A 26,438-nucleotide genomic window follows, 5' to 3' on the forward strand; every position below is an offset into this window, starting at 1 on the left:
TACCTTGTACCAATTTGCATATAGCCTTTCTGATTTTGAGGTAGACAGGTTTTACAAAGCAGAGATCGAAGTGCACGATGCAGGTGGTGTCTCTCCCTCTCAGACACCTACGAAAGTCTTTAAGGTGATCGCCTCTGACAGCCAGCCGCCTGAGATTACCCAAATCAGTATCGATGGACTTAGTAACATTCCAGACTCAGGGATGTACTACATTACGGAAGGTGACTATACCATCTCGTTTGCCGCGAGCGATAATGCAGAGCTCTCCTCAGTGTGGATAAAGGAGAACTCTCAAGAGATCTACAGCCAAACGGTGAACCAGAGCACCTTTAATGCGTCTCTGGACCTCACAGGGAAGCCTGATGGGACCTACACCTATGAAATAGGAGCACAGGATGCCAGTGGAATCGTCACCACGAAGGTATGCCAAGTCGTGGTGGATACCACCCCTCCTGCCCTCGAATTCACCACTGTTGCTCCTGTCTCCAATCCTGTGCCTGCCTTTAACGGGGTGGTAGAGCTGTCGGCCCTTATTTCGGATGGCATCGCTGTAGAATTCCTCTACTACTACATTGGACCAGATAACACACCCCCTGGTTACACAGTAGAACGAGATATCTTTGGAAGAGCTACTGGCGTGACAGGACTTCCTCCTGCGTGGACACCATATACCGACAACAAGAATGCCTGGAATCTCGAGTACGATACCACTCAGCTTTCAGATGGGACGAACTATGTAGGACTCTTAGCAGTCGATAGGAACGGGAATGTAGCTGTAGACTTCTACACTATGAACGTAGACCAGAGTACCGATGAGCCGGTGATCACGATCTCAAGCCCCAGTGACGGTGGGTTTGCCGGCGCAGGACAGGTACTGAGCGGCACAGTGGCGGACGACGACAAGGTGGATGTGACGAGCATCCAGGTGCGGTACTCCACCGATGGAGGGACTACGTGGAGTTCATGGGTCTCGCCCGATTCGGTGACCGGTACTGGAAAAAATGTGAGCTTCACCTACATCCTTCCCGACCTCGGTGCCGATGGGTTGAAGCAGATCGAGGTGAGGGGGAGCGACGACCCTTCCGCCAAGCTTGGGAGCAACCCCACTGCAGTGACGGCCACTGAAGGACCTCTCAGCTTTACCTATGATACCACCAGCCCCGTGGTGAGTGTGAGCGAACCTACGGAAGGCGACACATTTGACAGTACTTTTGTTGCCTCAGGTTCGGTGACAGAAGCGCACCTGCAGATCGTTCGGGTGAAGATGGATACCGACTCTTGGCAGGAGCTCACGCCCACAGGGAGTGCGCCTGACTACTCATGGACGTACGATCTAGGGGCGAGCTTTGATGGCCTTTCTGAGGGAGCTCACTCCTTCACGGTAGAGGCGGTGGATGTGGTGGGTCAGACTTCCGCGGTCCAGGTCACGTTTTACAAGGATACCACAGGTCCGGCTGTCATCTTCACGAGCATCCAGGAGGGAGGGAATACTATCCTCACCTCCATGAACCCGGTAGTCGCAGGGAGCATCTCTGACGATTACTCGAACATCGCTTCTCAGATAGAGTACCGTATCGACGGAGCCGATCCTGATCCTTGGCAGCAGGCCGGTGTGACCGGGTCGGGTAAGACGGTCACCTTCAGCATCGATGTGAGCAGCCTCTCCGATGGTCAGCACGATATCGATATAAGGGCAACTGATGTCCTCGGTAACCAGACCGAGGTATTGGATGTACAGTTCAGGATAGATCGTGCCGCTCCCTCCCTCTCCATTACAGCTCCTCCAGAGGGAACGGTCTACGGCACGGTGAGCTCTGGTGAGGTCTTCACCCTCACCGGCACGGCCTCCGACGCCCTCCTCGATGCCGTGAGCGCCGATCTCGAGGGCACACCTCTGAGCAACGGTGGTTCCTCCACGGTCTGGTCGTTCGATGTCGACAAGACCCTCTTTGATGCTCTCTCGGAAGGTCCTCACACCATCCAGGTGACGGCCACGGATCTCGCCGGGAGGAGTACGCTCCTCACTTGGCAGTTCGTGAAAGACGCTCAGGCGCCTGTCATCTCGTTCAGCAACATCAACGAGGATGGGAGCACGGTGCTTCAGGACGCCTCGCCTGTGATAAACGGTGCTGTCTCTGACACGTATGGGGTGGGCTCCATCGAGACGAGGATAGAACGGTACGACTACTCCGCCTCGTCCTGGAGTCTCGTGGAGGACTGGACGAGTGCAGGTGATCCGGCCGGGGCCACGGTGTATGTGTGGAGCAAGGACCTCGGCCCCTCCGGGCTTAACCTTGGTGCAGGGCGGTATCGCATCTCGGTGAGGGCCACCGACATGGCCCAGAATACCGCGAACCAGGCCGAAAAGTCCGATATAGAGTTCGCTATAGACCAGCAGGCTCCTCAGCTCAGCATAGATGCGCTTGACATGTATCAGAACGGCGACTTCCTCCTCACGGGGACGGCTTCCGACGATGGGGCCGTGGCGAGTGTGAAGATAAAAGTGGACGATACCGACTTCTCCACCGGTGCTGTGGATGCCACCTATGACAACGGCACGGGTACGTGGCAGGTTACGGTCCCCACTACCGGCCTCTCCTCCGGGGATCACACCGTGTACGTGCAGGTGGAGGACAGTGCAGGCAAGACAGTGATGCTCAACAAGCCCTTTGTGTTCGACAGCGATCCGCCTGCGGTCACCATTCTTGAGCCTGCCTCTCAGACCAGGGTGAACGGCGAGGTGACGATACGGGGCACGGCCTCGGACAACGTGGCGGTCTCCACGGTGGAGTACCGATTCGGCAAGAACGCCACCACCTGGCAGACGAGCGGGCTCTCGGGGCTCTACAGCTGGAGCTACACCTTCGCTCAGATCGAGTCCTATGCCAATGATACCTATGCTACAGAGATCGATCCTGCCACAGGGAATCCCCAGAGCGGTACCAATGTGTGGGCCCTCCCCTTCCAGGTGAGGGTCACCGACGTGGCGGGGAATGCCTATGAGGAGCTCTCCTACGAGCTCTGGATCGATCCTGACATGGACACCCCTCTGGTCTACATCACGAGCCACAGCAACAACCAGACCGTGGGCGGCACGGTGCGGCTTGCAGGGTATGCTACCGACGACGACTGGGTCTACGATGTGGAGTATCGTGTGGATCCCACGGGCACGGGCTCTGGCTTTGGCTCATGGACCAGTGCGAACAGGATAGGGGCGGGCACCCAGGTGAACTGGTATGTGAACCTCAATGAGGACGGGTCCCTCAATCCTCCTCCGGGCGAGATAAACGAGGTCCTGGTAGAGGTGAGGGCTGTAGACAGCAAAGACAACGGGCTTAGTCGCGGTATAGAAGGAGATGTGGCGAGCATTCGCCTCAGATTCGACAGCAACGTGCCGGTGATTGAGGATGTGGAGGTGCTCAAGGCCGATAGCACGAGGGTGCCGTACACCGCAGGCGAGCGTGTGGCGGGGACCTTCACCGTGGAGGCGGTGATGAGGGACGAGGGCGGTCTCTCCAAGATCGAGTGGAGGGGTGAGGGGACTACGCTCTTCACCGATGTGCTCTCGGATCCCACGGTGGTGACCACCCCGCCCGAGGTGGGCGCCTCCGAGATACGGGCCGGGGTGAAGTACCTCATCACCTCGGTGGGTACCACTGATTTCACGGCCATAGGGGCGAGCTCCAACGAGGTGGGGATCACCTTCACCGCCACAGGATCTGGAACCGGTACCGGCACGGCCTACATGGCCGTCACCCCGCCCCTCGTGCCTGCAACCGAGCTGGTGGCCGGTGAAGCCTACGCCATCTTCGATCCCGGCACCACCGACTGGACCGCAGCGGGTGCGCCCGACAACAGCATAGGCACACCGTTCGTTGCAACCGGTGCGGGTACAGGCGACGGCATCGCCTTCCGGATTGTGGCAGCTACGGAGCTCGCGGTAGGCGAGATCTACCGGATCTATGAGCCCGGTGCCACCGACTGGACGGCAGTAGGGGCACCCGACAACAACGCAGGCACCACCTTTACGGCCACAGGTGCTGGTAGTGGTGATGGCTTTGCCATAGAGCCGGAGAAGCTTAGCTTCGTGTATCGCTTCCACCTCCAGCTTGACTCTACCACCCTCAATAGCGGGGCCTACGACGCTACGAGCGGGTTCTACCAGCTCGACCTCAGGGTGACCGACAACGCCTCGCCCACGCCCTACATGAGCCAGCAGAGCCTCAACCTCCAGATCGACAACTACTATCCTGCGGGTGAGTACCTGGCCTCTCCCAATGCTGCCACCGCCGAGTACTACATCCAGGGGAGGGCCTGGGACAGCGGTACCGGGTCGGGACCCATCCAAGGGATTGGGGCAGTGGTCCTCTACTTCGAACGAGACGGCTCCTTCATCGACCTCGCAGGGGGGGCTGGTTCCTGGACAACCCGCTACGTGAAGGATGAGTCCGCAGGAGGGACGTACCAGGACGTGACCTTCCCGGCCGATACGGCGAGCGGTATCTGGGTGGATACGAACGAGATCGGTGTGGACATAGACGGTGACGGCTACGTGGAAGGATTCTCCACGGATGGCATCTACAAGAACTGGTATGCGATCTACGATACCACGGTGCTCGCTGATGGGCCTGTCACCCTCCACTACGTGGTCATCGATGGGGCAGGCAACGCCACGCACTACACCCAGGACCTCTACATCCAGAACAACATCCCGCAGATAGACGGTGTAGTGATAGGGACCGACCTCGACAACAGTGGCACCATCGATCCCAGCGAGACCAAGCTCTACAACACCAACTACGAGACCACCGGGTTCACGGTGCGCAACAACTACCTCCAGTTCCAGATCAACGCCTCCTCCGGTAACGGGCAGCTCCACTACCGCGTGGGCTACGTCACCGGGACGACGAGCGTGCCGGCCTCGAGCCTCGTGAGGGGTGGTGTGTACACCATAGAGACCGTAGGGGATACCGACTGGACCAAGCTCGGGGCCCCTGCGAACCAGGCGGGTATCACCTTTGTGGCTACAGGTCCGGGCACAGGCTCAGGTACGGCCATCTCCTACACCACCACCGAGCTCAACGCCACCCTCACCAGCAACGTGGTGGACGTCACTGACTTCACGAGCATCCCGGACTCGAGCGCTCCCAACGACCGGCAGTTCATCATCAAGGTGTACGACTCTACCGTACCGGCAGGTGGAGAGGACGAGCAGCTCGCAAGCGCCGTGCTCGTAGGCCTCACGGTGGACAACACCGATGAAGCGGCCCCGGAGATCGCGGTGGCAGATATGGGTCAGACCTACACCATCGCCGAGGCCTATGCCGACAGGGTGCTCCAGGCTGTGGACGCCTACGAAGACAACATCGTCACCTCGGCCGACGGTACGCGCCACGGCTACGTGCAGTACGCCGCTGCGAGCAGCGATACCGATGCGGATGTGAGCGGTAAGGTGATCTTCATGGGCAAGGCCTACGACAACCAGAACATGAACCGCATCCGGGTCCAGATCACAGGATATGATGGCGGAAACGGTGTGGGACAACCCTTTGACATCGCAGTAGCCTCCGGTGGCACCCTCGTCTCGGCCAACGGTGCGACCATTGCCGACGTGGAAGCGGGGACCGCTGCCTGGGCCTTTGAGATTGCCCCGGGGAGCGAGTCCCTCACCGTGGACAACGGACACGTGATCAACTGGAGGTTCGCATGGAACACCGCGACCGTGCAGAACGTGGCACAGGATGACGTGACGCTCACCTTCAACGTAGAGGATAGCGCGGGGAATACAGGCACGGCTGTGAGCTACACGGTGGATGTACGACCCTACATCACCGATGTGCAGCGCGATCCCGCCAACTTCAACACCTATCGATCAAGGTACGGGTGGTACTCCCTGCGGAGAGGCGAGACCGTGGTGGTGAGAGGATTCAACCTCTACAACTCCACTGCCGATACCGTGAGCTTTGGCGGTGCGAGCGTGAACCTCCCCTCGAGTGCCACCACCACCTCCTTCTCGGTGACCGTGCCCACGAGCGCCGTCTCCGGTGCCATCACCCTTACGGTGAACGGGCTTGAGGCCCTCAACAACATCAACGACAACACCGAGCCCTACAACCAGGAGTACGATCCTGCGGACCCGCGCTCGGCCCTTTGGACCGACGACCGCTATGCTCACATCTGGCAGTCCAACGATACCACGGGGACTTTCGATAGTGGTTACTTCCCGGAGAGCGATACCCCGGTGCATCCTGCCATGACCATAGATCCTTCAACAGGAACTCTGTATGCAAGTTGGTCTCACTATGCCTCTTGCCGGGTCTACCGAGCGGCGATAGATGATGGAGCGCGAACCACCGTATTCCGTATCTACGACCCTTCTGAGCACACCGACATCGACTACGGTGTACGACCGGTCATCGCCTACAATGCGAACTACTATGACGGCGCCTCTACCTACGGTGGACTCTACGTCTGGGATCCTCAGGCTCCGTATCAGTTCACTTCTGGAGGAGTAAATGATTACTTCTATGAAGGAGAGAACATGGGGCACGACCACTACCTCATGCAGTTCATCAATGAGCGAGTGGTGACGGTTGGGGATAACATCCACGTCAGCTACTACGATACGGAGACCAAGGCCCTCAAGTACATGTACATCCAGAGCGGCGACACAAGCACCGCAGAGCACTCCTGGGTCAATCTCGACGGAGGATCCGATGGTGATGATACCCAAGTGGTCTCCACCGGTCGGGTCTCTGCTGCAGGTGAGTTCAGCGCCATCGACGTGACGCCGGCAGGGTATCCGGTGATCGCCTACTACGACATATCCCGCCAGACCGTGCGGATCGCCAGGGCCACGAGCACCACGCCCACCACTGCGGCCGACTGGGTGCTCCAGGACGTCATCGGCACCTCCGATCCCAACTACCGCTATTCCGGGAAGTACATCTCCATGCGGATCGACAGTCAGGGCTATGTGCACCTCGCCTTCTTCAGGGTGAGCACAGGCGACCTCATCTACATGAAGTCCACCAACAACCCGCAGGACGGGACCACGGCCTACACCTTCGGTCCTACCGTGGTGGTCGACAGCGAGGGCTCGGTGGGGATCTGGGCCGACATCTCCCTCACGGACGACGACAGGCCGGTGATCACCTACCTCGACTTCTCCCTGGTGAACACCTTCGATGGGCTCAAGATGGCCTTCTACGATCCTGCACTCGAACGAGAGAGCGGGGATGTGGCAGGTGAGCCGGATACCTCTGACGGGTGGGAGACCATGTACGCAGCCCTCGGGTACGACATCGACAACAAGCGGCTGAGCATGGAGTACGACACGAACGACCACAACGCCTGGTGGGCTGCGATAGGGTATGCCTCGAGTGACTACTACCGGGTGGCCTACTACGTAAAGTAAAGGCCTTTCGAGACAGAGAGAAGGGGGCTGCCTTCCGGCAGCCCCCTTTCCTTGTTTTTCATCACGTATCCGGATGGGGGCAGCCCTAGTGTAGTCCCTCCACCACCAGCCGGGTGGCCGCATCCCAGGCCGCCTTCGCTCGCCACGCGAGCGGGTTGGGCGCCTCCGCCCCCCTAAGAGCCGGCACGAGCCCCGTCCGCCGCGCGAGCCCCTCCTGCACCCGCCCCTCCCGCACCCATGCGAGCCCCGCCTCCACCGCCCTCCTGTTCCTCACCCCCACCGGCACCGCGCACAGCACCCTCACCGGCAGGTCGTACTCCGCCGCCTCTGACGGATCGGGGAACCGGTCGGCCTCCAGCAGCCCCACCTTCCCCGGCCCCAGCCTCACCGCCTCCGAGAGCGGCCCGTACACCCACAGCCCCTCCCCTTCGAAGAACCGCGCCCACACATCCTCCCACACCGCCGTCTCCGACCCCCTCGCCCACACCCCCTCATCCAGCCACACCCTCACCCCCTCCTCCGCCCCCACGCCGAACCGCGCCGCCTGCACCCCTGCCCCCCACCGCCCCCGCGGCGTCCCCCCCGCCACCAGCACCCGGCCCCGGCCAGAGGCAAGCTCCCCGCGCGTCAGCCGCTCCTGCCGCACCCGCCTGAAGACCATCCACACATCCACCACCAGCGGCACGCTCCCCTCCGGCACTTTCCCCTCCCCCAGCAGACGCCCCCACCCTTCGGGGAACAGGCGGCTTGTCCCCTCGAGGTCGAATCCGTGCGCCTCTCCCTCCGGGATCTCCCATGCGATGAGGATCCCCGGCGCCCTGCACGCCTCGTAGCTTCCCGGGAACCGCTCCACCCTCCTCCACGGCGCCCCCTCCTCTTCCTCGAGGAAGCCTTGCCACAGCTCCTCGGTCTCCGGGGTCACGTACCACCGTGGGGCATAGTAGCCCCCGTACCACCACATCCCCAGGACCACCAGCACCACGACCAGCCCTCCCGCCACCCCCAGCCACCACGGTACTCCTCTTCTCGTGTGAGAATCCTTACCCCGTGGACCCTTTCTCCTCCGCGAACCCCGCTTGTTCATGGATCCTCCTTATGACTTCTCTTCCTGTATGCCTCGTCCGAGGATCTTTCTTCCTATTGTAGTCTCTCCGTACGAAAAAGGCGAGCTCCCGGGGGAGCCCGCCTGTCGCATCCTTCGGCGCGCCGCTCTAGAACATCACCACATGCGTCCCGAAGGTGAGCTTGGGCACGATCTTCGGATCCACGTCCGAGGGGATGAACCAGAGCTCCGGCTCCACGTAGAGGCTGTAGGTGTGGAAGGCCGGGAAGCGCTTCACCTCCACGATCGGGAACTCCAGCTGGGCGAGGATGGCGCTCAAGACCACGGAGGAGATCGTCCTGGTCTCCTGGGCCTCCTCCACCTCGATGGGATCGTAGAGGAGGATATAGCTGAAGTCCGCGCCAAGGGCGAGCTTCAACGAGAGCCAGTCCCAGTCGGGCCCCAGGAACGACTCGAACGGCACGTAGAGGAGGCTCGCGAGGAGCTTGCCGCTTATGAACTGACCCGAGAGGCGCGCAGGCTTGCCGTCGGCGGTGGTCCGCGGGCCAAGCCCATAGCTCACCTGGAGCTTCACATTGTTGTCGAAGAAGGTGAGGCCGAGGCCCGCCTTCCAGTAGGTCATGCCGAGGAAGTGTGCATCGAGGTACATACCCTGGATGAACTCGGGTATCTCGTACCCGGCCTTATCACCGGCTCTGAGGCTTATCTGCACGTCCTCGAGCCCGAAGTTGTCGTCCGCGACACCAAACGCCACGAGCTTCTCGTTGACCCTGTCACCCTCGAGCGGGGCTATCACCTTCACCTCGGGCGGGATCTTATCCACCACGAAGAGGGTGCGCAGGACAGCAGTCTCGCCGTTTCGGAAGGAGGCCTGCACCAGGACAGGGAGCGGACCATTGGGGAGGAAGCCCGTCTCCACCCGGTACTTCCACTGCGATCTCGCCGGGATCTCTTGGAAGGTCCGCCCGTTGTCGAGACTCACCTGTATGCGCACCACTTCGAACTCCCGTATCTTTTTCCTGTAGTCCGGATCTTCGGGATCGAGCGTGGTGAGGTAGGCGGCGGTCCCCCTGATCCAGGGCCTGTTGGCGAGCATATCGCCTATCATGTGGCTCTCGAGGGTGAGGTAGGGTCCTATCTTCTGGTAGATGAAGCTCCGCGGCTCGCTCTCCACCCGTGCCCCATCGTGGGAGAGCACGGCCTTCAGGGTGACCTCGCCGTCGGGGAGCTTGCCGGGATCGAGCACTGCCCTGAAGTATCCGCGGGGGTTCACGTCGGCCGAGGTGAGGAATCCGTCCTCGAGGAAGATCTGCACCTTCTCCACCGGCGAGGGAGCCGTCGCCACACCTTCGACCACCACGGGGCCGTGGACCACCTCACCCTCGGAGGGGAAGAGGATGCGGACCGAGGCGCCCTCGGTCCGTGCCACCACGAACAGGTTCCTGTCCACGAGGGCCACGTTGCCTGCCCCATCCCGGGCCTCGAGCCTCAGGTTGTACCATCCGGGCGAGAGCTCACCCAACGGTATGCGGGTGGTGAGCACCCTCTCGAGCGGGAGCGTCACCTCCACCGGGTCCAGCTGGTTGTTGATGGGCTCGAGGATCCCCTTGAAGGAGGTGAGCTGTATGTTGTCGGAGACGCGGCCTGAGAGCCGGACCTCTCCTGAGACGGTGACCCCTTCTTCCGGGGTGGTGAGGGTGATCTCGGGAGGCGTATTGTCCACGTTCACCAGCGCGGAGTAGGAGGCCTCTATCCCGTAGCCGTCGCGCACCACGAACTGCACCGCGTATGTACCGTCCGTGAGGATGGTGGTATCGAGCGGATAGGTCCACTCCGTGCCGTCTATGGTGAGGTGCGCGAAGTGGAAGGAGTTTCCGTTGTCGAAGGAGACCCGTACCGAGTCGATTCCGTTCGCATCGCTCGCCGTTCCCTTGAGGATCACCGTTCCCTTTACGGTCTCCTCGACCGTGGGTGAGACCATGGCCCCCTCCGGCTCGCTGAGACTCACCCTGAGGGTCTTCGAGGCGATCTCCCCCTGCAGCCCGAAGAGATCCACGGCGTAGATCTCCACGGTGTGTTCATTGTCGGAGAGGGAGGAGAGGGGAATGGTGAAGGAGAAGGTGTGCTGCGCAGGCACCTCCTGCCAGGTGCCGTCGTCGAGCTTCCACACGATCTTGGAGATGCCGTCGTCGTCGAAGGCCATGCCCGCAATCGTCACGTCCTTGGTGACCACGAAGTCGTCGGGCGGTGTCTGGATCTCCACGCGGGGTTTGTCGAGCGAAAGGTCCACGGAGGGTGAGAGGAGGGTCTCGGAGGTGTTGCCTGCCGCATCTTCCGCAATCAGCTTCATGGTCTTCCCCTCCTCGGCGAGGCGGGAGAAATCGACCGTGAACGAGAAGATCCCGTCTTCCGGAGAGAGGGGGGTGAAGGAGGGTTCCGGGGTACTGGCGGCTGCTTCCTCGGACTCCCCTGGTGAGCCAGAGGGTTCAGGAGGGCCCTGTTCCAGCAGGTAGCCGAAACGGATCACCGGGGCCTCGGAGGCGATGGATCCTGCCACCAGGATGGTGCCGTTCACCGTCTTCCCCACCTCTGGGGTGGTGAAGGCGAGGGTAGGCGGGGTGGCATCGTAGAAGAGATGGATGCGTTGATACCTCACATGGCCTGCGCCGTCCTCTGCCTTGAGTTCCAGGAGGTGTGGGCCGGGGGTGAGCTGGGACACGGCCATCGTGGTGGAGAAGCGGAGCTCTGAGACGGATATGCTCACCCAGGGGGCGCCGTCGAGCCTGTAGGCGAGCCCTGGGAGGCCGGCGTCGTCCTGCACCTCCCCCTCGATGGTGAGCGACGTGTTGAGGTACGCGCCATCTGAGGGGGTCTGAAGCGTGAGCACAGGGGCCTCGAGATCGATCTCGGCGGTGAAGCGAGATGAGCGGTAGGTGCGGCCGTCGGTCGAGGTCACCACCACCTGCACCCCCGAGGCCTTCCCCGCCTTCTGGGGCGTGATGATGAGGTGGTTGCCCTCGTGTCTCACGGTGAGAAGGTCGCCGGCCCCTTCGAGGACCACCTCTCGCACCCCTTCCCCGGAGAAGAAGCCTATGAGTGGGGTGCGATCCGTCCAGATCATGGTCCCGTTGGAGAGGCGGTGGTCGAGGAGGAACACCTCATCGGGCTTGGTGGGCGGGGGGAGGGTCTCGCCTTCCTTCTTCGGCGGAGGTGCCTGGTAGGAGATCACCTGGGGAAAGAGATACCTCTTCCCGTCGCGCATGGTGAGCGCAAAGACCGCGGCGAGGGCCCCGTGGCCTGCCTTGGGATCGAGGGAGGCCTCGAAGACATAGCCGCCTTCTTCGGCAGGACTGATCTTGAGACTCGTCTTTCTCACCGTGTTCGGGAACTGCGGGAGGTTCTCGGGATCGAGAGGCATGAGTGCCCAGAGGTCCTCCCCTCCCACGTAGAGCACACCGGAAGAGGGCTTCTCCTGGCTCACAATCCTTCCCCGGAGCACGGCCTTGCGCGAGGCTTCGTAGGTGAGGCCGTTCTTCCACGTGAGGGATTCCCCGGTGTCGGTATAGACCAGCTCCTCGACCGTGAGGACCGGCGCGGTGGGGGCGATCTGGAACGAGACCTTCACCGGAGGGCTCTCCAGGCCATAGACGTCCACCCCTATGAGGGTGAGGGTGTGTCGGCCCGGAGGAAGTCCCTCGAGGGGCACGTAGAACCCCATGGAGGCGGGGATCTCCACTCCCTGTTTGGGATCGTCTCCCATGCCGAGCACCTTTACCTTCTCAGGCGGGTTGGGTCCCACGATACGGCCCACGAGCACCTCATCCGGGGTGAGCACCGGTTCTCCCTCTTCCAGGGCGGGGAAGAGGAGTTCTACCTGAGGTTGGAAGGCCTTTCTGTCGTTTTTGAGCCTGATCTTCTGGGAGGAGCGATTGCCGCTCGCATCCTCGGCGTGCACGGTGAGTTCGAGGGTTCCGTCCTTTTCCTGCGAGGTGTCGAAGGTGAGGTGCCAGTACGGATTGCCTGGTATGAGCTCAAGGTCGTGCTCTTCGCCCTTGAAGGTGTACCAGAGCCGTTTCACCCCTATGGCATCCCTCACCGTGCCGGTGATGCCCACCTTCCCGAAGACTACGGCCTCGTCTTCAGGGCTGAGCACGTTGAGGGCCGCAGGTTCGTTGTCCACAAAGAGGAGGAAGGGGCTGCGGACCTCTGTGCCGGTGCCGTCGGTGGCGGTGAACCACCACACATAGGGACCGTCGGGGAAGGATCTAGTATCGACGGGGAGGGAGAATCGATAGACTCCTTCACCCTTGTCGTACTTAACACCAAGGGTAAGGGTCTTCTCCGGGATCTGTTCCTCCTCTCCCTTTTTGTTTACCGTGGTATAGGTGGGTATGGTCACGCTGAGGCCTCTTACGCCATTTTCATCCCTCACCACCCCCTCGAGCACGATCTTTCCCGACACAAGGACCCCGCTCTGATGAGAGGTCACCTCGATCACTGGTGGGGTGGTGTCGAGTGCGAAGGTGGAGGTGATCTCCGGTCCCTCGGTGCCGTTCACGTCGACCGCCTTCACCGAGATGGTGTGGGTTCCCTCGGTGAGTCGGGAGGCGGGTACTGCGACCCGCCAGTACTCGGTTCCCTCGGCCGTCTGGTAGGAGCCGTCGTCGAGCTTCACGAGGACCCGTGCCACGCCGTCGTCGTCGACCGCCACGCCCACGATGTTGAAGGCATTACGCACCACCTCGTGCTCCTGTGGGGAGACGATACGGACGACCGGGAGATCGGAGGCAGGATCCACCTTGATGTTGAACGGTCCGGCGATGGACTCGTTTCCTGCAAAATCGATGGCCTTTATGATCACGTTGTGGGTACCGGGTTTTTCGTCCTGGATGTTGAACTCTTTTTTCCAGTCCTCTTCCCCCTCTGCTTCCTGCCACTCAGTGGTACCACCGGCATACAGCCAGGTGGAGATGAGGAGAAAGAGGAAGAACATCGTGAGGCTGCGGAGCTTCATATAAGGCCCTCCTTACTGGGTATAGTTGTCGCATGCCCTTGTGACGCACATCTTTCAATGCAAATAACATACCAAAAGCGCATCGCGCTTCATCTGTGTTCAGACATGTTGGGGAAGGTATCTCGCATTCATACAGGAGAATACACCCTTCCATCAGGGGAGGGAGGAGAGGCTCTTCTCCCCAAGGAGGAGTTCTATGCGAAATGCATAGGTTTTACTCCTGCGGCCTGATGTGCGGGATCCTGAGGGGCCTTCCCGCATAGATGAGGTCCGGATTGGCGATGCGGTTCTCCTCGGCGATGATGGGATAGAGCCATGGGTTGTTGTAGAACGAGTCGGCAAGGTCCCAGAGGGTATCCCCCCACGTGGGGGTGTAGATGATGGTGAACTCGGAGGGTGCAGGTCGTGCTGCCTCGGGTGCCTGGGTGGGGGCGGGGGTCGAAGTTACGGCGGGGGTGGGCCGGGGTGCGGTGGAGACCTGGGGAGCCGGCACCTCTCCGAGGACACGGGGGAGGAACAGGTAGGAGAGTACTCCCCCTACGAGCACGCCCAGGATGAAGCCGAGGATGAAGGGGACCCACATGGAGGGCCTTCTCTCGACGGGAAGGGCGGCCGACCGTTCTTCTTCCTCCCGCTCGAATCCCGACTGCAGCAGGTTCTGTTCCTCCTCGCTCATGAGGCTGGAGGAGGCACGTCGCTCTTCTTCGAACGAAAACCCTTCCTCTTCCTCGCCCTCCTCGTATGAGAGGGAAGCCTCCTCATCGAACGGGGTGCCGAAGTCCTCGTCGTAGGAACGTTCCGGGAGGGATGCCTCCTCCTCGTATTCCCCTTCTTCGTGCATTCGGGTGAGCATGGAGAAGTCTGTGTCGGGAGAGGGCTCCTCCATGGTGAGCTCGAGGTGCCGAGTCTCCCCCGAGGTCCTCTCCCGGGCGGTGGCGGAGAGGTGCTCGTGTTCGTCCATCTCCAGGACGAGTTCCACCTCGGGCTTCTCGCCGTTGTAGTCGGGGAGGTCGACGGTGAGGGTCCCGAGGTATTCCCCTCCTTCCTCGTCGAGGGTGCGATAGAGGTCTATGTGGACCGCTCGTTGATGGGTGTGGGCAGGCTCAAGCACCACGCGCTTCCGCGAAGGGGTCCCCTCTTCCAGGACGGGAAAGAGGCTGTTGTCGGCGAGCCTTATGGCGATACGGGGTCGTGCCATGGGGATCCTCTCTACTGACTGTCTATGTTAATTATCGTCACTCCAAGGTATAAAAACAAGGGGTCCCTTGCACGGCGTACGATCTTGTGGTGAGATAGGGCCATGGTCCGCGTGATACTGGTTGAGCCTGAAGGAGCGGAGAACGTGGGGATGGTGGCCCGTGCCATGGCGAACATGGGACACGAAAGACTCGTCCTGGTGCGGCCTGCGTGTGACCACCTCTCTCCACCGGCCCGGCGCTATGCGGTGCACGCCGAATCCATCCTGGAAGGGGCGAGGGTGTGTGAGACCCTGGCGGAAGCCCTGGATGGTGTGGATCTCAGGGTGGCGGTCACCCGCCGGCACGGCCAGTACCGGATGCCCGATCTCTACCTCCCGGAGTTCCCCGCCTTTCTCGCGGAGTTCACGGGGAGGGACGTGGCGCTCGTCTTCGGAAGGGAACGGACAGGCCTCACCTCAGAAGAAGTGCAGGCGTGCGACCTCATCCTCACCATTCCCTCGTCGGGGGCGTGTCCTTCGCTCAATCTCGCCCAGGCGGTGATGGTGGTGCTCTACGAGCTCATGCGGGCGAGTTTCCTCTCGCTCGCGCCCAGGCGGGAGGAGGATCTGCGGCCCTATCTCGACGAGGCGGTTGTCAGGGCCAGGGAGGTGCTCGAAAAACTGGGCTACTACCGGAACATCCCCGAGGAAAAGGTGGCCTTCGCGGTGAGGAAGGTGATCGCCCGCATGGTGAGGGACAGGGAGACCGCCGTGAGGGTCTCCCGCTTCTTCTCGCACGTGGCGGCCAGGCTCGACCTCCACGGGAAGGACTAGTCCTCTTCGGGGAGTACCACCCGCAGGTGGAGTTCCTCGAGCTGTGCAGGGTCGACCTCGGCGGGTGATCCGTCGAGCGGGGAGAGTCCTGCGGCGGTCTTGGGAAAGGCGATGACCTCTCGTATGGTCTCCTCCCCCGCCATGATCATCACGAGCCTGTCGAGCCCGGGGGCGATGCCTCCGTGAGGGGGCGGGCCGTACTTGAAGGCCGTGGTGAGGAACCCGAACCGGGAGGCGGCTTCCTCTTCGCTGAATCCCACCACCTTGAAGATGCGCCTCTGGAGCTCTGGATCGTGTATCCTGATGGACCCTGAGGCGAGCTCATATCCATTGCACACGAGGTCGTAGGCCGCCGCCTTGACCGCACCGGGGTCCTCCTCGAGGAGCGGCAGGTGTTCCTCTCTGGGCATGGTGAACATGTGGTGGGCCGGATCCCACTTCTGTTCCTCTTCGTTCCACTCGAACATGGGAAAGTCCACCACCCAGCAGAAGGAGAAGGCTCCCTCCGGGATGAGCCCGCGCGTGCGGGCCACGGCCGTCCTCACCGCGCCAAGTGCGGTACACGCCGTCTTCCAGGCATCCCCTACGAGCAGGATGAGATCACCCGGACGGGCGCCGAGGGACGTGATGAGCGCAGGAGCGGTTCCCTGGTAGAACTTGCCGACGCCTCCTTCGAGCCCCCCTTCGGTCACCTTCATCCAGGCGAGACCTGCAGCCCGATACGTCTTCGCCACCTCCTCGAGGGCTTCTATCTCCTTGCGCGAGAACGAGGCTCCTCCCTCTACGACGAGGGCCTTCACTACGCCGCCCTGAGCCACCACGTTACGGAAGGCCTGGAACGAACCCTTGTCCACGTGAGGGGTGAAGTCCTTGAGCTCCAGCCCGTAGCGGAGATCGGGCTTGTCGGTGCCGTAACGGTCGAGGGCCTCCTCATAGGTGAGGCGGGGGAAGGGGAGGGAGAGGTCTACGCCCAGGGCCTTCTGGAAGATGTGGGCCATGAGCCCCTCGGTCTCGGCGAGGACGTCGTCCTGGGTCACGAAGCTCATCTCCATATCGATCTGGGTGAACTCGGGCTGGCGGTCTCCCCTTGCGTCCTCGTCGCGGTAGCATCGGGCGATCTGAAAGTACTTGTCGAACCCCGCCACCATGAGGAGCTGCTTGAAGAGCTGCGGCGACTGGGGAAGGGCGTAGAACCTGCCGGGATGGAGCCTCGCAGGCACCAGGAAGTCCCGCGCCCCTTCCGGCGTGGATCGGATGAAGGTCGGGGTCTCGATCTCGTAGAACCCCTTTCCCACGAGGTACTCCCGCGCGTGCCAGGCCACCAGGTGCCGGAGGGTGAGGTTGCGCTGCATGCGGGGCCGCCTCAGGTCGAGGTACCGGTACTGGAGCCTGAGCTCCTCCCGGGCATCGATGGCGTCGTCTATGGGAAAGGGGAGGATCTCCGAGGCCGAGAGCGGGCGGATCCCTGTGGCGAGCACCTCGATGTCCCCTGTGGGCATCTGGGGGTTGCGCATGGTTTCGGGCCGCAGTCGTACCACGCCCTTCACCGCGATACAGTACTCGTACTTGAGTGCTTCGACGAGCCTGCGCACCTCCTCGGGGCTCTCCTCGTCGACCACCACCTGGGTGATCCCGTACCTGTCCCTCAGGTTGATGAAGTGGATCCCCCCGTGGTCACGCTTTCTGTGGACCCAGCCGTTGAGGATCACCTCCTTCCCTGCGTCTGTTGCCCGCAGTGCTCCGCAGGTGGTGGTGCGTTTCCACGCCGAAAAAGGGGTCTCGTGTGCCATGGGTGCAACTCTAACACAGTGAGAGGGCAAAGGCAAGGAAGAGCTCTCATGCACCCGGATCCGCGGGGGGCTCATTACTCCTCGATCGCCGACGGAGCTGGCGATCCTTCCATGTCTCGAAGGGTTCCACGTGGATGGTAGCCTCGAGCCCCAGCTCCCTCCTCAGATCCTGCTCGATGACCGAGACGATCTCGTGGGCCTTCCTCAGCGAGGTCTCCCCATCGAGGACCACGTGGAAGGTGACCTCGGTGTGCCGCCCGTAGTGGTGGACGTGGAGGTGGTGGATATCAGGGCCTTCTGGCTGGGTTCGCCGCACCACATCCTGTATCCGGGTCTCCAGCTCCTCAGGGGGAGCCTCACCGAGAAGGGGAGAGAAGGCCTCCTTCAGGATGCTGTACGAGGTGTAGCCCAGAAACACGCTCACGCCCAGGGCGAGGGCGCTGTCCATCCACCAGAACCTGCCGCCTGCGAGGATACCCACGAGGAGGAGGAGCGAGGAGAGGGCGTCGCTCCTGTGGTGCCAGCCGTCGGCCTTTACCGAAGAGTAGCCGGTCTTCCGGGCCACCGCAAAGGCGTACTGGGCCATGGCCTCTTTGGCGAGGATGGAGAACCCCACCACCCAGAGGGTGAAGTCGGTGTAGTGGGCCCCCTCATGGTGGAAGAGGCGTTCCACGGCGTCGAGGGCGAAGGTGATGCCGATCATCCCCAGGATGGTGCCGATCATCACCGTGCTTATGAGTTCGGCCCGCCCATGGCCGAAAGGGTGGTCGTCGTCGGCGGGTTTGCGGGCGGTACGGGCTCCCACCAGCAGGACGATCGACGAGATGCTGTCCGAGAGGGTGTGCCAGGCATCGGCCACCACGGCGATGGATCCGCTGGTGAGTCCTGCGGCGAGTTTTATGCCGAAGAGGACCACGTTTCCCACGATGGAGAGGAAGCCTGCCCTCTGAATCGTCCGCATCTCGTGGCCGGTCGTTCCGCTAGTCCCTGCACCTTGAGCATCCGAGGATCCGTACATGTTTCCTCCCTGTTCTGGTGTTCTCGAACATGCGGGCCACGAGCACGTCCGTGACCAGCAGGTCTTTCCCGCACACCGGGCACCTCCGTCTCACCTCCCGGGGGGCGGGGTAGCAGTGGGGACATCCAAGGATGTGGGCCATGCTCTCCACGATGCCCAGATGGTTCGCCTGTTTCCCTCTGGAGAAGACGCGGGATGAGACCCGCTCGCCCGGGGCGAGGGGCGTCCTGCAGACCGGACAGCGGGGAAGGGCAGAGGAATCTCTCCCGGAGATCCGGGCCCGTTCCCTGCTCAGCACGTCCTTCACCATCCCGGCGGCGAGCAGGCCTATGAGGATCACGGTGACCGTCCCCAGTATCAGGATGACAGGGTCCACGAGGTGTACTATACTGGAACCCGCGCATTTTTACCACACGAGGGAGGATACGTGGCGAGTCTCTTCGTGGTCGCGACCCCCATAGGCAACCTCGAGGACATCACCCTGAGGGCACTCAGGGTGCTCAAGGAGGTGTCGCTCATCGCCTGCGAGGACACCCGACGGACCCGCATCCTCCTCTCACACTACGGCATCGCGACCCGCACCATAAGCTATCACAGCCACAAGCGGGAGGAAGGCGTGCCCCCCATACTCTCGGCCCTCGAGGAAGGCAAGGACGTGGCCTACGTGACCGATGCGGGCACACCGGCCTTGAGCGATCCCGGCGCCTTTCTCGTGGCGAAGGTGAGGGAGGCGGGGTTCAGGGTGGTTCCGGTGCCCGGTCCATCGGCCTTCACCACCCTCGTGAGCGCGAGCGGCATAGAGGAGAAGACCATCACGTTCGAGGGCTTTCTCTCGCCCAAACAGGGGAGGAGGAGACGCCGGCTCGCCGAGCTCCTGGACCGGGGCGAGGCCTTCTTCCTCTACGAGGCGCCCCACCGCATCCTCAAGCTCCTCGACGATCTCTCGGTCCTCTCCCCCGACAGGACCATCGTAGTGGGACGCGAGCTCACCAAGATACACGAGGAGATACTCAGCGGCACCCCTGAAGAGGTCGCAACCTCGCTCAAGGAGGGAAATTCCGTTCGAGGAGAGTTTTCTGTGCTTGTCTGTGGGACCAAAAAGGGGTAAAATTGAAGGGAGCGGGTGACGATACTGCTAGTGAAAGGACGGAGCCATGACAGTCGAACGAACCGGACCTGTCGATCCCATCGGTCGGTACCTCAAGACCCAGAAGACCGAAAAGGTGGTGAAGAAACAGGAAGGCGACAGCATCACCCTCTCGGAAGAGGCGAAGTTTCGCGCAGAACTGCACAAGTCGATCGAACTGGTGAAGCAGGCTCCGGACATTCGACAGGACCGCGTCGAGGAGATCAGGAAGAAGCTCGAAGACCCCTCCTATATCGACGACAAGGTGATCGAGGTGGTGGCCGACAGGGTCCTCAAGATGTTCGGCCTCTAGGCCCTCCTCCCCGGGGCATACCGTGGCCTATCGAGAACTCGAATTTCCCTTCACCATCGTAGAAGGAACGGATGCACTCTCGCGGCTGGGACCCCTCGTCGCAGGGATGGGGGACCGTGCCTTTGTGCTCGCCGACCCCGTGGCGGTGGAGCACGACCTGCATACCCCTGTACTCCAGCTGCTCAAGGCCTCCCGCGTCGAGGCCGTGCTCTTCCACGAGATCTCGCACACGACCTCTCTCCACGACCTGGTGCGCATCGGCCGCATCCTCTCGGCTTCCCGCGCCCAGGTGGTGGTCGCCCTCGGCGGGCCCACCGCCCTCCGCACCGCCCGTCTCCTCTCCGCCACCCGCGGCGACCTCGACCTCCTCCAGTCCCTTCCCCGGTCCGTCCCCCTCCACCCCCTCCCCCTCGTCGCCCTCCCCACCACCCCCCGCATCCCCCACCTCTTCGCCCCCCGCGTCCTCCTCGTCCAGGACCCCCCCGACCCCCACCTCCTCGTCCCCCTTCCCCACGTCCCCTCGCTCCTCCTCGCCGACCCTGTCCTCACCCGCACCCTCCCCCCCCGAGCCACCGCCTCCACCCTCCTCGCCCTCCTCGCCGACGCCGCCGAGACCCTCCTCGTCTCGCCCCCCGGCCTTGCCGCTGCCTGCGCCTCCCACACCCTCGCCATCCTCTCCCGCACCGCCGAACCCACCGTGCTCCGGCCCGACCCATCCCCCCTCCGTCCCGCCCTCCTCCAGGCAGGCCTCCTCTCCGCCCTCGCCCGTCGCTTCACCCCCGACGGCCCTCTCACCCTCCTCTCCCTCGCCCTCTCGTGCCGCGGTCTCCCCGGTTCCTGGACCACCGCCCTCCTCTTCGTCCACGCCGCCCCGCGGCTCGCCGAACTCGCGCCCGAAGTCCTCGAGGAAGTCGCCGCCTCCCTCGGAATCACCGGCGTAGCGGCAGAAGTCGCCGCCGCCGAGACCGCCTCGTTCGTGCGCCGCCTCCTCGCCCGCGCAGGCCTTCCCACCCGCCTCACCGACCTCGAACTCCCCCGCGCCGCCCTCCCCGAGATCGCCCGTACCGCCTGGGACCTCGACCACCCCCTCCGCCAGCTCGCCGCCTTCCCCTCCTCGCCCGACCAGGCCTTCCTCCTCAATCTCCTCGAAGCCGCCTGCTAGCCATGATCACTCCCCGCAAGTTCGCGCGTCTTACCCCCTCGGCCCGGCTGCGGAAACTCCGCACCCTGCTGCGCGCCTGGCGCACCCTCTCCCCCCCCGAATGGGAGACCGTGCGGCCCATGGTACGCGACATCCTCTTCTTCGTGGCACGGGACGAGGAGGCCCCAGCGTCGCTCCGCGAAGCCTGCGCCGGGCTCCTCCCCTACATCTCCCAGACCACCGACCCCGAAGCTCTCGCCCGGCCCTTCCTCAGGGCCGAGATCCTCCTCGACGAACTCCTCGGCACCTGGACCGCCGACTGGGACCTCTCACTCGAGCCCCGGGGAGCGCTCCCTCCCCGCACCTCGCTCCCCATCTGGGTCTACCTCGAAGATCTGCGTTCCCCCTACAACGTGGGCGCCATCTTCCGGAGCGCCGAGGCCTTCGGCGCCTCTGGCATCTACCTCTCGCCCGCCACCCCGACACCCGACCATCCCCGTGCCGCGCGCACCGCCCGCGGCACCCAGCACGTGCTCCCCTGGGAGCGCCTCCCGGCCGAACGACTCGGCGGGCTCGGTCTCCCCATCCTTGCCCTGGAGACAGGAGGGACCCCCATCGATACCTATCCATTTCCTCCTGAGGGAATTGTCGTGGTGGGAAACGAAGAACTCGGCGTGAGCCCCGAACTCCTCGCCCTCGCCGAGTCCTCGCAGGGAAGGGTGAGCATCCCCCTCGTGGGGACCAAGGGATCGCTCAACGTGAGCGTGGCCGCAGGGATCCTCCTCTGCTACTGGAGCAGGGCCCTCACCCGTCGAGCCTGATCTCGTAGGTGATCCGGGCCGTCTTCCCCAGCATCGCCGAGACCCCGCAGTACTTCTCCTGGGAGAGACGCACCGCCTTCTCGATCTTCTCCCTGTCGAGCGCATCCCCGGTGAAGGCGTACACGAGGTGGATCCGGGTGAAGACCTTGGGATGCTCCTCGCTGAGGTCCGCCTCGATGTGCAGGGTGAACGAGTCGTACGGCATGCGCATCTTGCCGAGGATGGAGACCACGTCCATCCCCGTGCATCCCGCGAGCCCGGCGAGCAGGAGGTTCTTGGGCCGGGGGCCCGCATCCTTTCCCCCGAACTCCGGGTGGGCGTCCACCGTGAGGGTGTGACCGTCCACCTCCACGTCGAAGGCCATATCCCCGGTATGGCGGGCTGTGACCTTAGCCGCCATCACGCGCTCCTCAAGGCACGTTCGATCTCGGGCAGGTTGAAACCCACGATGACCTTGCCGTTGATGTCGATGACCGGCACGCCCATCTGCCCCGACTTGCGCACCATCTCCTCGGCCCTGCGCATGTCCTGGGCCACGTTGTACTCCACGAAGGGGATCCTGTTCTTCCGGAAGTAGTCCTTGGCCATCTTGCAGTAGGCACACGTGGGAGTCGTATAGAGCACGACCTTCATCGTCTCCTCCATGTTGTATTAGATTTTCTTAATATAAGATGATGCATTTGCATCGTGCCGTCAAGAGGCGGTTCAGGACCGACGCTTCATCTCCCGCTCGAAGCTCCTTCTCAGGGAACGTCTGAGCTGATCGAGGCCCTCCTTGTCCGTGATCTGGAACCGGGAGAGGATTCCGTGGTCCATCTGTTCCCAGGTGAGCCGTCCTTCCTCGAACATGGCGATGGCATTCGCCGCGTATACCGTCTGGACGATCCGATCCATCTCACCCGGTGCGCCCTCCGGAGTGTGGTGGAAGCGTATCGCGGCGACGAGAAGGTCGGGGAAGTTCCACTTCTCGGCGAGAAGCGCCCCTATCTCGGCGTGGTGGAGCCCTCCGTAGAGTTCCTCCAGGAGGTTCTGAGGAATGTCCCTTTCCCTGCGGAGCATCTCTATCTTCTCGAGGAGGGTGGGGTGCACCCGGGAGAAGACGATCTTTCCCATGTCGTGGAGGATGCCCCCCACGTACACGTCCTCCATGAGCTCCTTGTCCCTGAAGACGGTCTGTGCGAGGTTGTAGGCATAGTAGGCAGTCCGGAGCGAGTGGTCCCACAGGTGCTGCTGCTCCTCGGTGCCGAGGCCCAGGATCTTCTGGGTCCCGTAGGTATAGAGGAGGTTCTTGAGTCCCCTGAGACCCAGTATCTTCACCCCCTCGAGGATGGAGTCCACTTTCTTCGGCAGCATGAACTGGGCGGAGTTCACCACCTTGAGGAGGTCGGCGGTGAGCGAGGGATCCGTGGAGATCTGCCGGGCGATGTCCTGTACCGTGCTGTTCGGGTCGTCGATGAGCTTCTGCAGATAGAGGACGTTCTCCGGAAACTGGGGGAGGGACTCGATCTCGTCCACCACCCGTTCCGTGAGTTCCGTGAGCCGTGAGAGGTGTATCCGGTCCATGGGGATGGTGAGCCGGGCCACGGTCTCTTCCCCCACCACGTCGATGTCGAAGGCCTCCTCGGAGAGGCCTAGTCGCTTGAGGATCATGATGAGGGTCACGATACCCAGGCCCGCTCCCTCGGTGACGTCGTAGGCGGTGCTGAGGGCCTCCTCCAGGGTCTCGAAGAGCCGTGCCCTCGCCACCCTGTCGAAGATACGAATCTGCTCTTCCTTAAGAAGGGGGGAGTTGTTCGCCACAATAAGGTAGAGGATGTCGTTCTTGAGCTGGAAGGTGATGCGGGTGTAGAGCCCCAGCTCCTTGAGGAGCTCGAAGTAGTGGCGGGGGTCCTCCGAGAGGACTTCGTGGAAAACCCGCATGCCCTCTTCGTACTCCTCCTCGTCCTCTATGTCGAGACCCCGCTCGTGGAAGAAGGCCCGTTTGGCATTGGCCTTCTGTGCGTTGGCGACGAGTTCCTTGAGACAGTAGAGGAGGGCGTCCCGCATCTTCTCCCTGCCTATGTCGGTGAGGACGAGGTCGAGGATCTCCTCCACACGCTCTTCGATCTCGGGTGTCATCGCGTGGATCTTGATGGTGACAGGCAGGTTGTGGCGGATCGCCTGAAGTACCTTGGAGTTGTCCACGACTGCCTTCTTCACGAGTCTCTCCTTGTCATGACAGAACCCCCTCCTTTTCAGTATGGGTTCTCGAGGTCACGGTGTCAAGAAAATTTCGGAGCGGTTTGAGCGTACCTTTCCCGGAATCAGCTCCCGAACTCCTTCACCACACGGGCCATCTCCCTGAGCCTGGTCTCGATGCGCTCGTTGATGGTACCCGGAGGAAACATCCCCTTGCTCGTGCGAGTGCCCGCCTCCATCCCGGTGAGCACCTCCATGGCCTGATCGATGGTCTCCACCGCATAGATGTGAAAGAGGCCCTCGCGCGCTGCCTCCTGGACCTCCTTTTCGAGGATGAGGTTCTTGAGGTTGAGTCGCGGGATGATGACCCCCTGGGTGCCGGAGAGTCCCTTCTTCCTGCACACCTTGAAGAAGCCCTCCACCTTCTCGCTGATCCCTCCCACGGGTTGCACCTGGCCCATCTGGTTGATGGACCCGGTGACCGCGATCTCCTGCCTAAGGGGGATCCCTGCGATGTCGGAAAGCAAGGCGCACATCTCGGCGAGCGAGGCCGAATCGCCGTCGATCTCCACGTACGATTGTTCGAAGGCGATGCTCGCCTTGATGGAGAGGGGGAAGCGACGCGCATACCGGCTCTGGAGGTAGCCCTGGATGATGTAGACCCCTTTGTCGTGGAGCTCGCCCGAGAGCCCGGACTCGCGCTCGATGTTCACGATGCCCTCGGTGCCGGGGGCCGTGCGCGCCGTGATGAGCACTGGTCTGGCGAAGGAGTGGAATCCCCGGTCGAGGATGACCAGGCCGTTGATCTTTCCCACGGCCGTGCCTTCGAGCTGGATGAGGAGCTCTCCCGAGAGGATCTGTTCGTCGATCTTCTCCTCGAGGAGCCCGAAGAGGTGGTTCCTGTGGCGCTGGACCGCCTCGACCACGTGGCGGTCGATGTGGTCGCTCCCCATGGTACGCGCCCAATGGTCCGCCTCCCTGAGGATGTCGGTCACGAGGGAAAAGCGGGCCGTGAGTTTGTCACGCTCCTCGCTGAGACGTACACCGTACTCGAGGAGGGCGGCGATCCCCGAGGTGTCCACGGGCAGGAGGTGCTTGCGTTCGCACGTGGCGCGTATGAAGCCGATGTACTCGCGTATCGTCTGGTCGTTTAAGGGGATGGTGGTGTCGAACTCCGCGGGGATCTTGAAGAGCTTGCCGAAGTCCTCGTCCTGGAGGAAGAGGTACTCGTACTGGAACTCGTTGCCTATGAGGATGGCCTTTACGTCCACCTGGATGGGTTCGGGTTTGAGGGCGCTCGGTGCACTGAAGGGGCCGGGAGGGGTGCGGATCTCGAGTCGGCCGTCGAGGAGCACGCGCTTGAGGGTGGCCCACAGCTCCTCGTGACGGAGCAGGTCCTCCACCCTGAGGATGATGAAGCCGCCGTTGGCCTTGAGGATGGATCCGGGCCTTATCATGAGGAAGTTGGCCCGCTCCTCGCCGGCCTTCTCGGGTATGCTCTCGATGGTGCCGAAGAGGGTGGTGTAGTCGGGTTGGGACTCGAAGACCACAGGGGCCCGGTCCGGATCCTCCACTTCGTGCATGATGTGGATGGTGTAGCGGAGGGAGATGGGCATGCCGTCCTCTTCGCCGGCCGTGTCCTCTTCGAGGAAGGCGGCAAGATGCTCGAGGATGTCTCGTTCCATCTCCTTGAGGTGCTGGAGGAGGGGCCCTTCGGCGTGGAAGGAGGCGGCGAGGCGCTGGATCTCTGCCCTCACGTCGGGTGCCACGTGTGTGCGCTGGATCTCGGCGAGTCGTTCCTCTGCGGCGAGGCGCTTGAGATCGAAGGTGGCGAAGAGGTCCTGGAGTTTCTCGAGGAGGGGGAAGTACTTCTGCCTTCGCTCCTCGACGAGTTCGTGGGGCACCTCGCCCCGTGAGGCCTTCTGGGCGAGCTCGTCGAACTCGATGGGTTGTCCGTGCCACAGAGGAACGAGGTCGGTGAAGGTCTGGCTGTCACCGGGCCGCTCGAGCATGGTGAAGCCCTCGCGGCGCAGTTCCTCCTGGAACTGTTCGAGGAGTCTGCGTTCCTCCGCTTCCACCTCCCGCATGAGGGCAGTCTTCTTCCTGAGGTAGCTCTCGCTCGTGAGCCTGTGGCGGATGCCCTTGGTGAGCTTCTCCAAGGTGCGCCTGAGGGCGCGCTTGAACCGTGCGGCGGTCCGTGCAGGGAAGTAGAGCACGCGGGGGGTTTGCGGGTTCTGGAAGTTGTAGGCGTAGGCGATGTCCTTCCCCCAGCGGTTGGGGGGCGAGAGGGATTCGAGGATACGGCGTATGGCGGTGTGCCGGCCCGTGCCCGGGGGTCCTGCCACGAAGATGTTGTAGCCCTTGCCTGAGAGCTGTATGCCGAGGGTGAGGGCCTCCACGGCCCGGGGTTGACCGATGATGGTGCCGGGCTGGACGCCCTCCTGCAGGGCCTGGATGTGTTCCTCGGGAATGGAGAATCCCACCTCTTCCGGGGAGAGTCTGTATGGTTCGTGCTGCATGGTGTGGCCTCTATGGTAGCGAAGTGG

General features: G+C 62.5%; 16 protein-coding genes. 6 read left to right on the top strand and 10 right to left on the bottom strand.

Going from position 1 to position 26,438, the window contains the following annotated elements; translation table 11 throughout:
• The first annotated feature begins 790 nt into the window (after window positions 1-790).
• Window positions 791-7,417: an Ig-like domain-containing protein gene (locus STHERM_RS00760; RefSeq protein WP_237223397.1), complete on the top strand. Its 6,627-nt coding sequence runs from the start codon at window positions 791-793 to the stop codon at window positions 7,415-7,417.
• Window positions 7,418-7,502: 85 nt separating this feature from the next.
• Here the strand turns inward: STHERM_RS00760 and STHERM_RS00765 are convergent, their stop codons facing one another.
• The 3 genes from STHERM_RS00765 to STHERM_RS00775 all read right to left on the bottom strand — a co-directional run bounded on the left by STHERM_RS00765 (window position 7,503) and on the right by STHERM_RS00775 (window position 14,692).
• Window positions 7,503-8,501, bottom strand: coding sequence for a hypothetical protein (locus STHERM_RS00765; RefSeq protein WP_013312970.1), 999 nt, complete (start codon window positions 8,499-8,501; stop codon window positions 7,503-7,505).
• A 127-nt stretch (window positions 8,502-8,628) separates the two neighbouring features.
• Window positions 8,629-13,494: an Ig-like domain-containing protein gene (locus tag STHERM_RS00770; RefSeq protein ID WP_013312971.1), complete on the bottom strand. Its 4,866-nt coding sequence runs from the start codon at window positions 13,492-13,494 to the stop codon at window positions 8,629-8,631.
• A 214-nt stretch (window positions 13,495-13,708) separates the two neighbouring features.
• The gene (locus tag STHERM_RS00775; RefSeq protein ID WP_013312972.1) at window positions 13,709-14,692 is read right to left on the bottom strand and encodes a LysM peptidoglycan-binding domain-containing protein; all 984 of its coding nucleotides are present in this window, start codon (window positions 14,690-14,692) and stop codon (window positions 13,709-13,711) included.
• Between the two features lie 102 nt (window positions 14,693-14,794).
• On the opposite strand from STHERM_RS00775, the gene STHERM_RS00780 reads away from it, so the two are divergent.
• Entirely contained in the window at window positions 14,795-15,505 is a 711-nt protein-coding gene (locus tag STHERM_RS00780; RefSeq protein WP_013312973.1) for an RNA methyltransferase, read from the top strand.
• Here the strand turns inward: STHERM_RS00780 and aspS are convergent.
• The 3 genes from aspS to STHERM_RS00795 are packed head-to-tail and all read right to left on the bottom strand — an operon-like array spanning window position 15,502 to window position 18,689.
• Window positions 15,502-17,295, bottom strand: a complete 1,794-nt coding sequence (aspS, locus tag STHERM_RS00785) for an aspartate--tRNA ligase (RefSeq protein ID WP_041623100.1) — start codon at window positions 17,293-17,295, stop codon at window positions 15,502-15,504. The genes STHERM_RS00780 and aspS overlap by 4 nt on opposite strands.
• Window positions 17,296-17,341: 46 nt before the next feature.
• Complete coding sequence (locus tag STHERM_RS00790; RefSeq protein ID WP_013312975.1) at window positions 17,342-18,313, bottom strand: cation diffusion facilitator family transporter; 972 nt, start codon at window positions 18,311-18,313, stop codon at window positions 17,342-17,344.
• Window positions 18,276-18,689, bottom strand: a complete 414-nt coding sequence (locus tag STHERM_RS00795) for a hypothetical protein (RefSeq protein WP_013312976.1) — start codon at window positions 18,687-18,689, stop codon at window positions 18,276-18,278. Before STHERM_RS00795 ends, STHERM_RS00790 begins: the two co-directional genes overlap by 38 nt.
• A 51-nt stretch (window positions 18,690-18,740) precedes the next feature.
• Between STHERM_RS00795 and rsmI the strand changes: the two genes are divergently transcribed.
• Genes rsmI through STHERM_RS00815 form a run of 4 tightly spaced genes read left to right on the top strand, consistent with a single transcriptional unit; the run spans window position 18,741 to window position 21,714 of the window.
• Window positions 18,741-19,421: a 16S rRNA (cytidine(1402)-2'-O)-methyltransferase gene (gene rsmI, locus STHERM_RS00800; protein ID WP_013312977.1), complete on the top strand. Its 681-nt coding sequence runs from the start codon at window positions 18,741-18,743 to the stop codon at window positions 19,419-19,421.
• A 46-nt stretch (window positions 19,422-19,467) separates the two neighbouring features.
• The gene (locus STHERM_RS00805; RefSeq protein ID WP_013312978.1) at window positions 19,468-19,752 is read left to right on the top strand and encodes a flagellar biosynthesis anti-sigma factor FlgM; all 285 of its coding nucleotides are present in this window, start codon (window positions 19,468-19,470) and stop codon (window positions 19,750-19,752) included.
• A 22-nt stretch (window positions 19,753-19,774) separates the two neighbouring features.
• Window positions 19,775-20,914 carry an iron-containing alcohol dehydrogenase gene (locus tag STHERM_RS00810; protein ID WP_013312979.1) on the top strand — a complete coding sequence of 380 codons (1,140 nt, stop codon included), beginning with the start codon at window positions 19,775-19,777 and terminating at the stop codon, window positions 20,912-20,914.
• Window positions 20,915-20,916: 2 nt separating this feature from the next.
• On the top strand, window positions 20,917-21,714 hold the full coding sequence (locus STHERM_RS00815) for a TrmH family RNA methyltransferase (RefSeq protein ID WP_013312980.1): 798 nt from the start codon (window positions 20,917-20,919) through the stop codon (window positions 21,712-21,714).
• On the opposite strand, the gene STHERM_RS00820 is transcribed toward STHERM_RS00815, so the two are convergent.
• The 4 genes from STHERM_RS00820 to STHERM_RS00835 all read right to left on the bottom strand — a co-directional run bounded on the left by STHERM_RS00820 (window position 21,698) and on the right by STHERM_RS00835 (window position 26,411).
• On the bottom strand, window positions 21,698-22,114 hold the full coding sequence (locus STHERM_RS00820; RefSeq protein ID WP_013312981.1) for an OsmC family protein: 417 nt from the start codon (window positions 22,112-22,114) through the stop codon (window positions 21,698-21,700). The two genes, STHERM_RS00815 and STHERM_RS00820, sit on opposite strands and share 17 nt — an antisense overlap.
• Entirely contained in the window at window positions 22,114-22,347 is a 234-nt protein-coding gene (locus STHERM_RS00825; protein WP_013312982.1) for a glutaredoxin family protein, read from the bottom strand. The genes STHERM_RS00820 and STHERM_RS00825 overlap by 1 nt, the downstream gene beginning before the upstream one ends.
• Window positions 22,348-22,419: 72 nt before the next feature.
• Window positions 22,420-23,913 carry an HDOD domain-containing protein gene (locus STHERM_RS00830; protein ID WP_013312983.1) on the bottom strand — a complete coding sequence of 498 codons (1,494 nt, stop codon included), beginning with the start codon at window positions 23,911-23,913 and terminating at the stop codon, window positions 22,420-22,422.
• 104 nt (window positions 23,914-24,017) lie between these two features.
• On the bottom strand, window positions 24,018-26,411 hold the full coding sequence (locus STHERM_RS00835) for a Lon protease family protein (RefSeq protein ID WP_013312984.1): 2,394 nt from the start codon (window positions 26,409-26,411) through the stop codon (window positions 24,018-24,020).
• Window positions 26,412-26,438: the final 27 nt, after the last annotated feature.

Origin of the sequence: Spirochaeta thermophila DSM 6192 (genome assembly GCF_000147075.1) — a bacterium.
Taxonomy (GTDB): domain Bacteria; phylum Spirochaetota; class Spirochaetia; order Winmispirales; family Winmispiraceae; genus Winmispira; species Winmispira thermophila_A.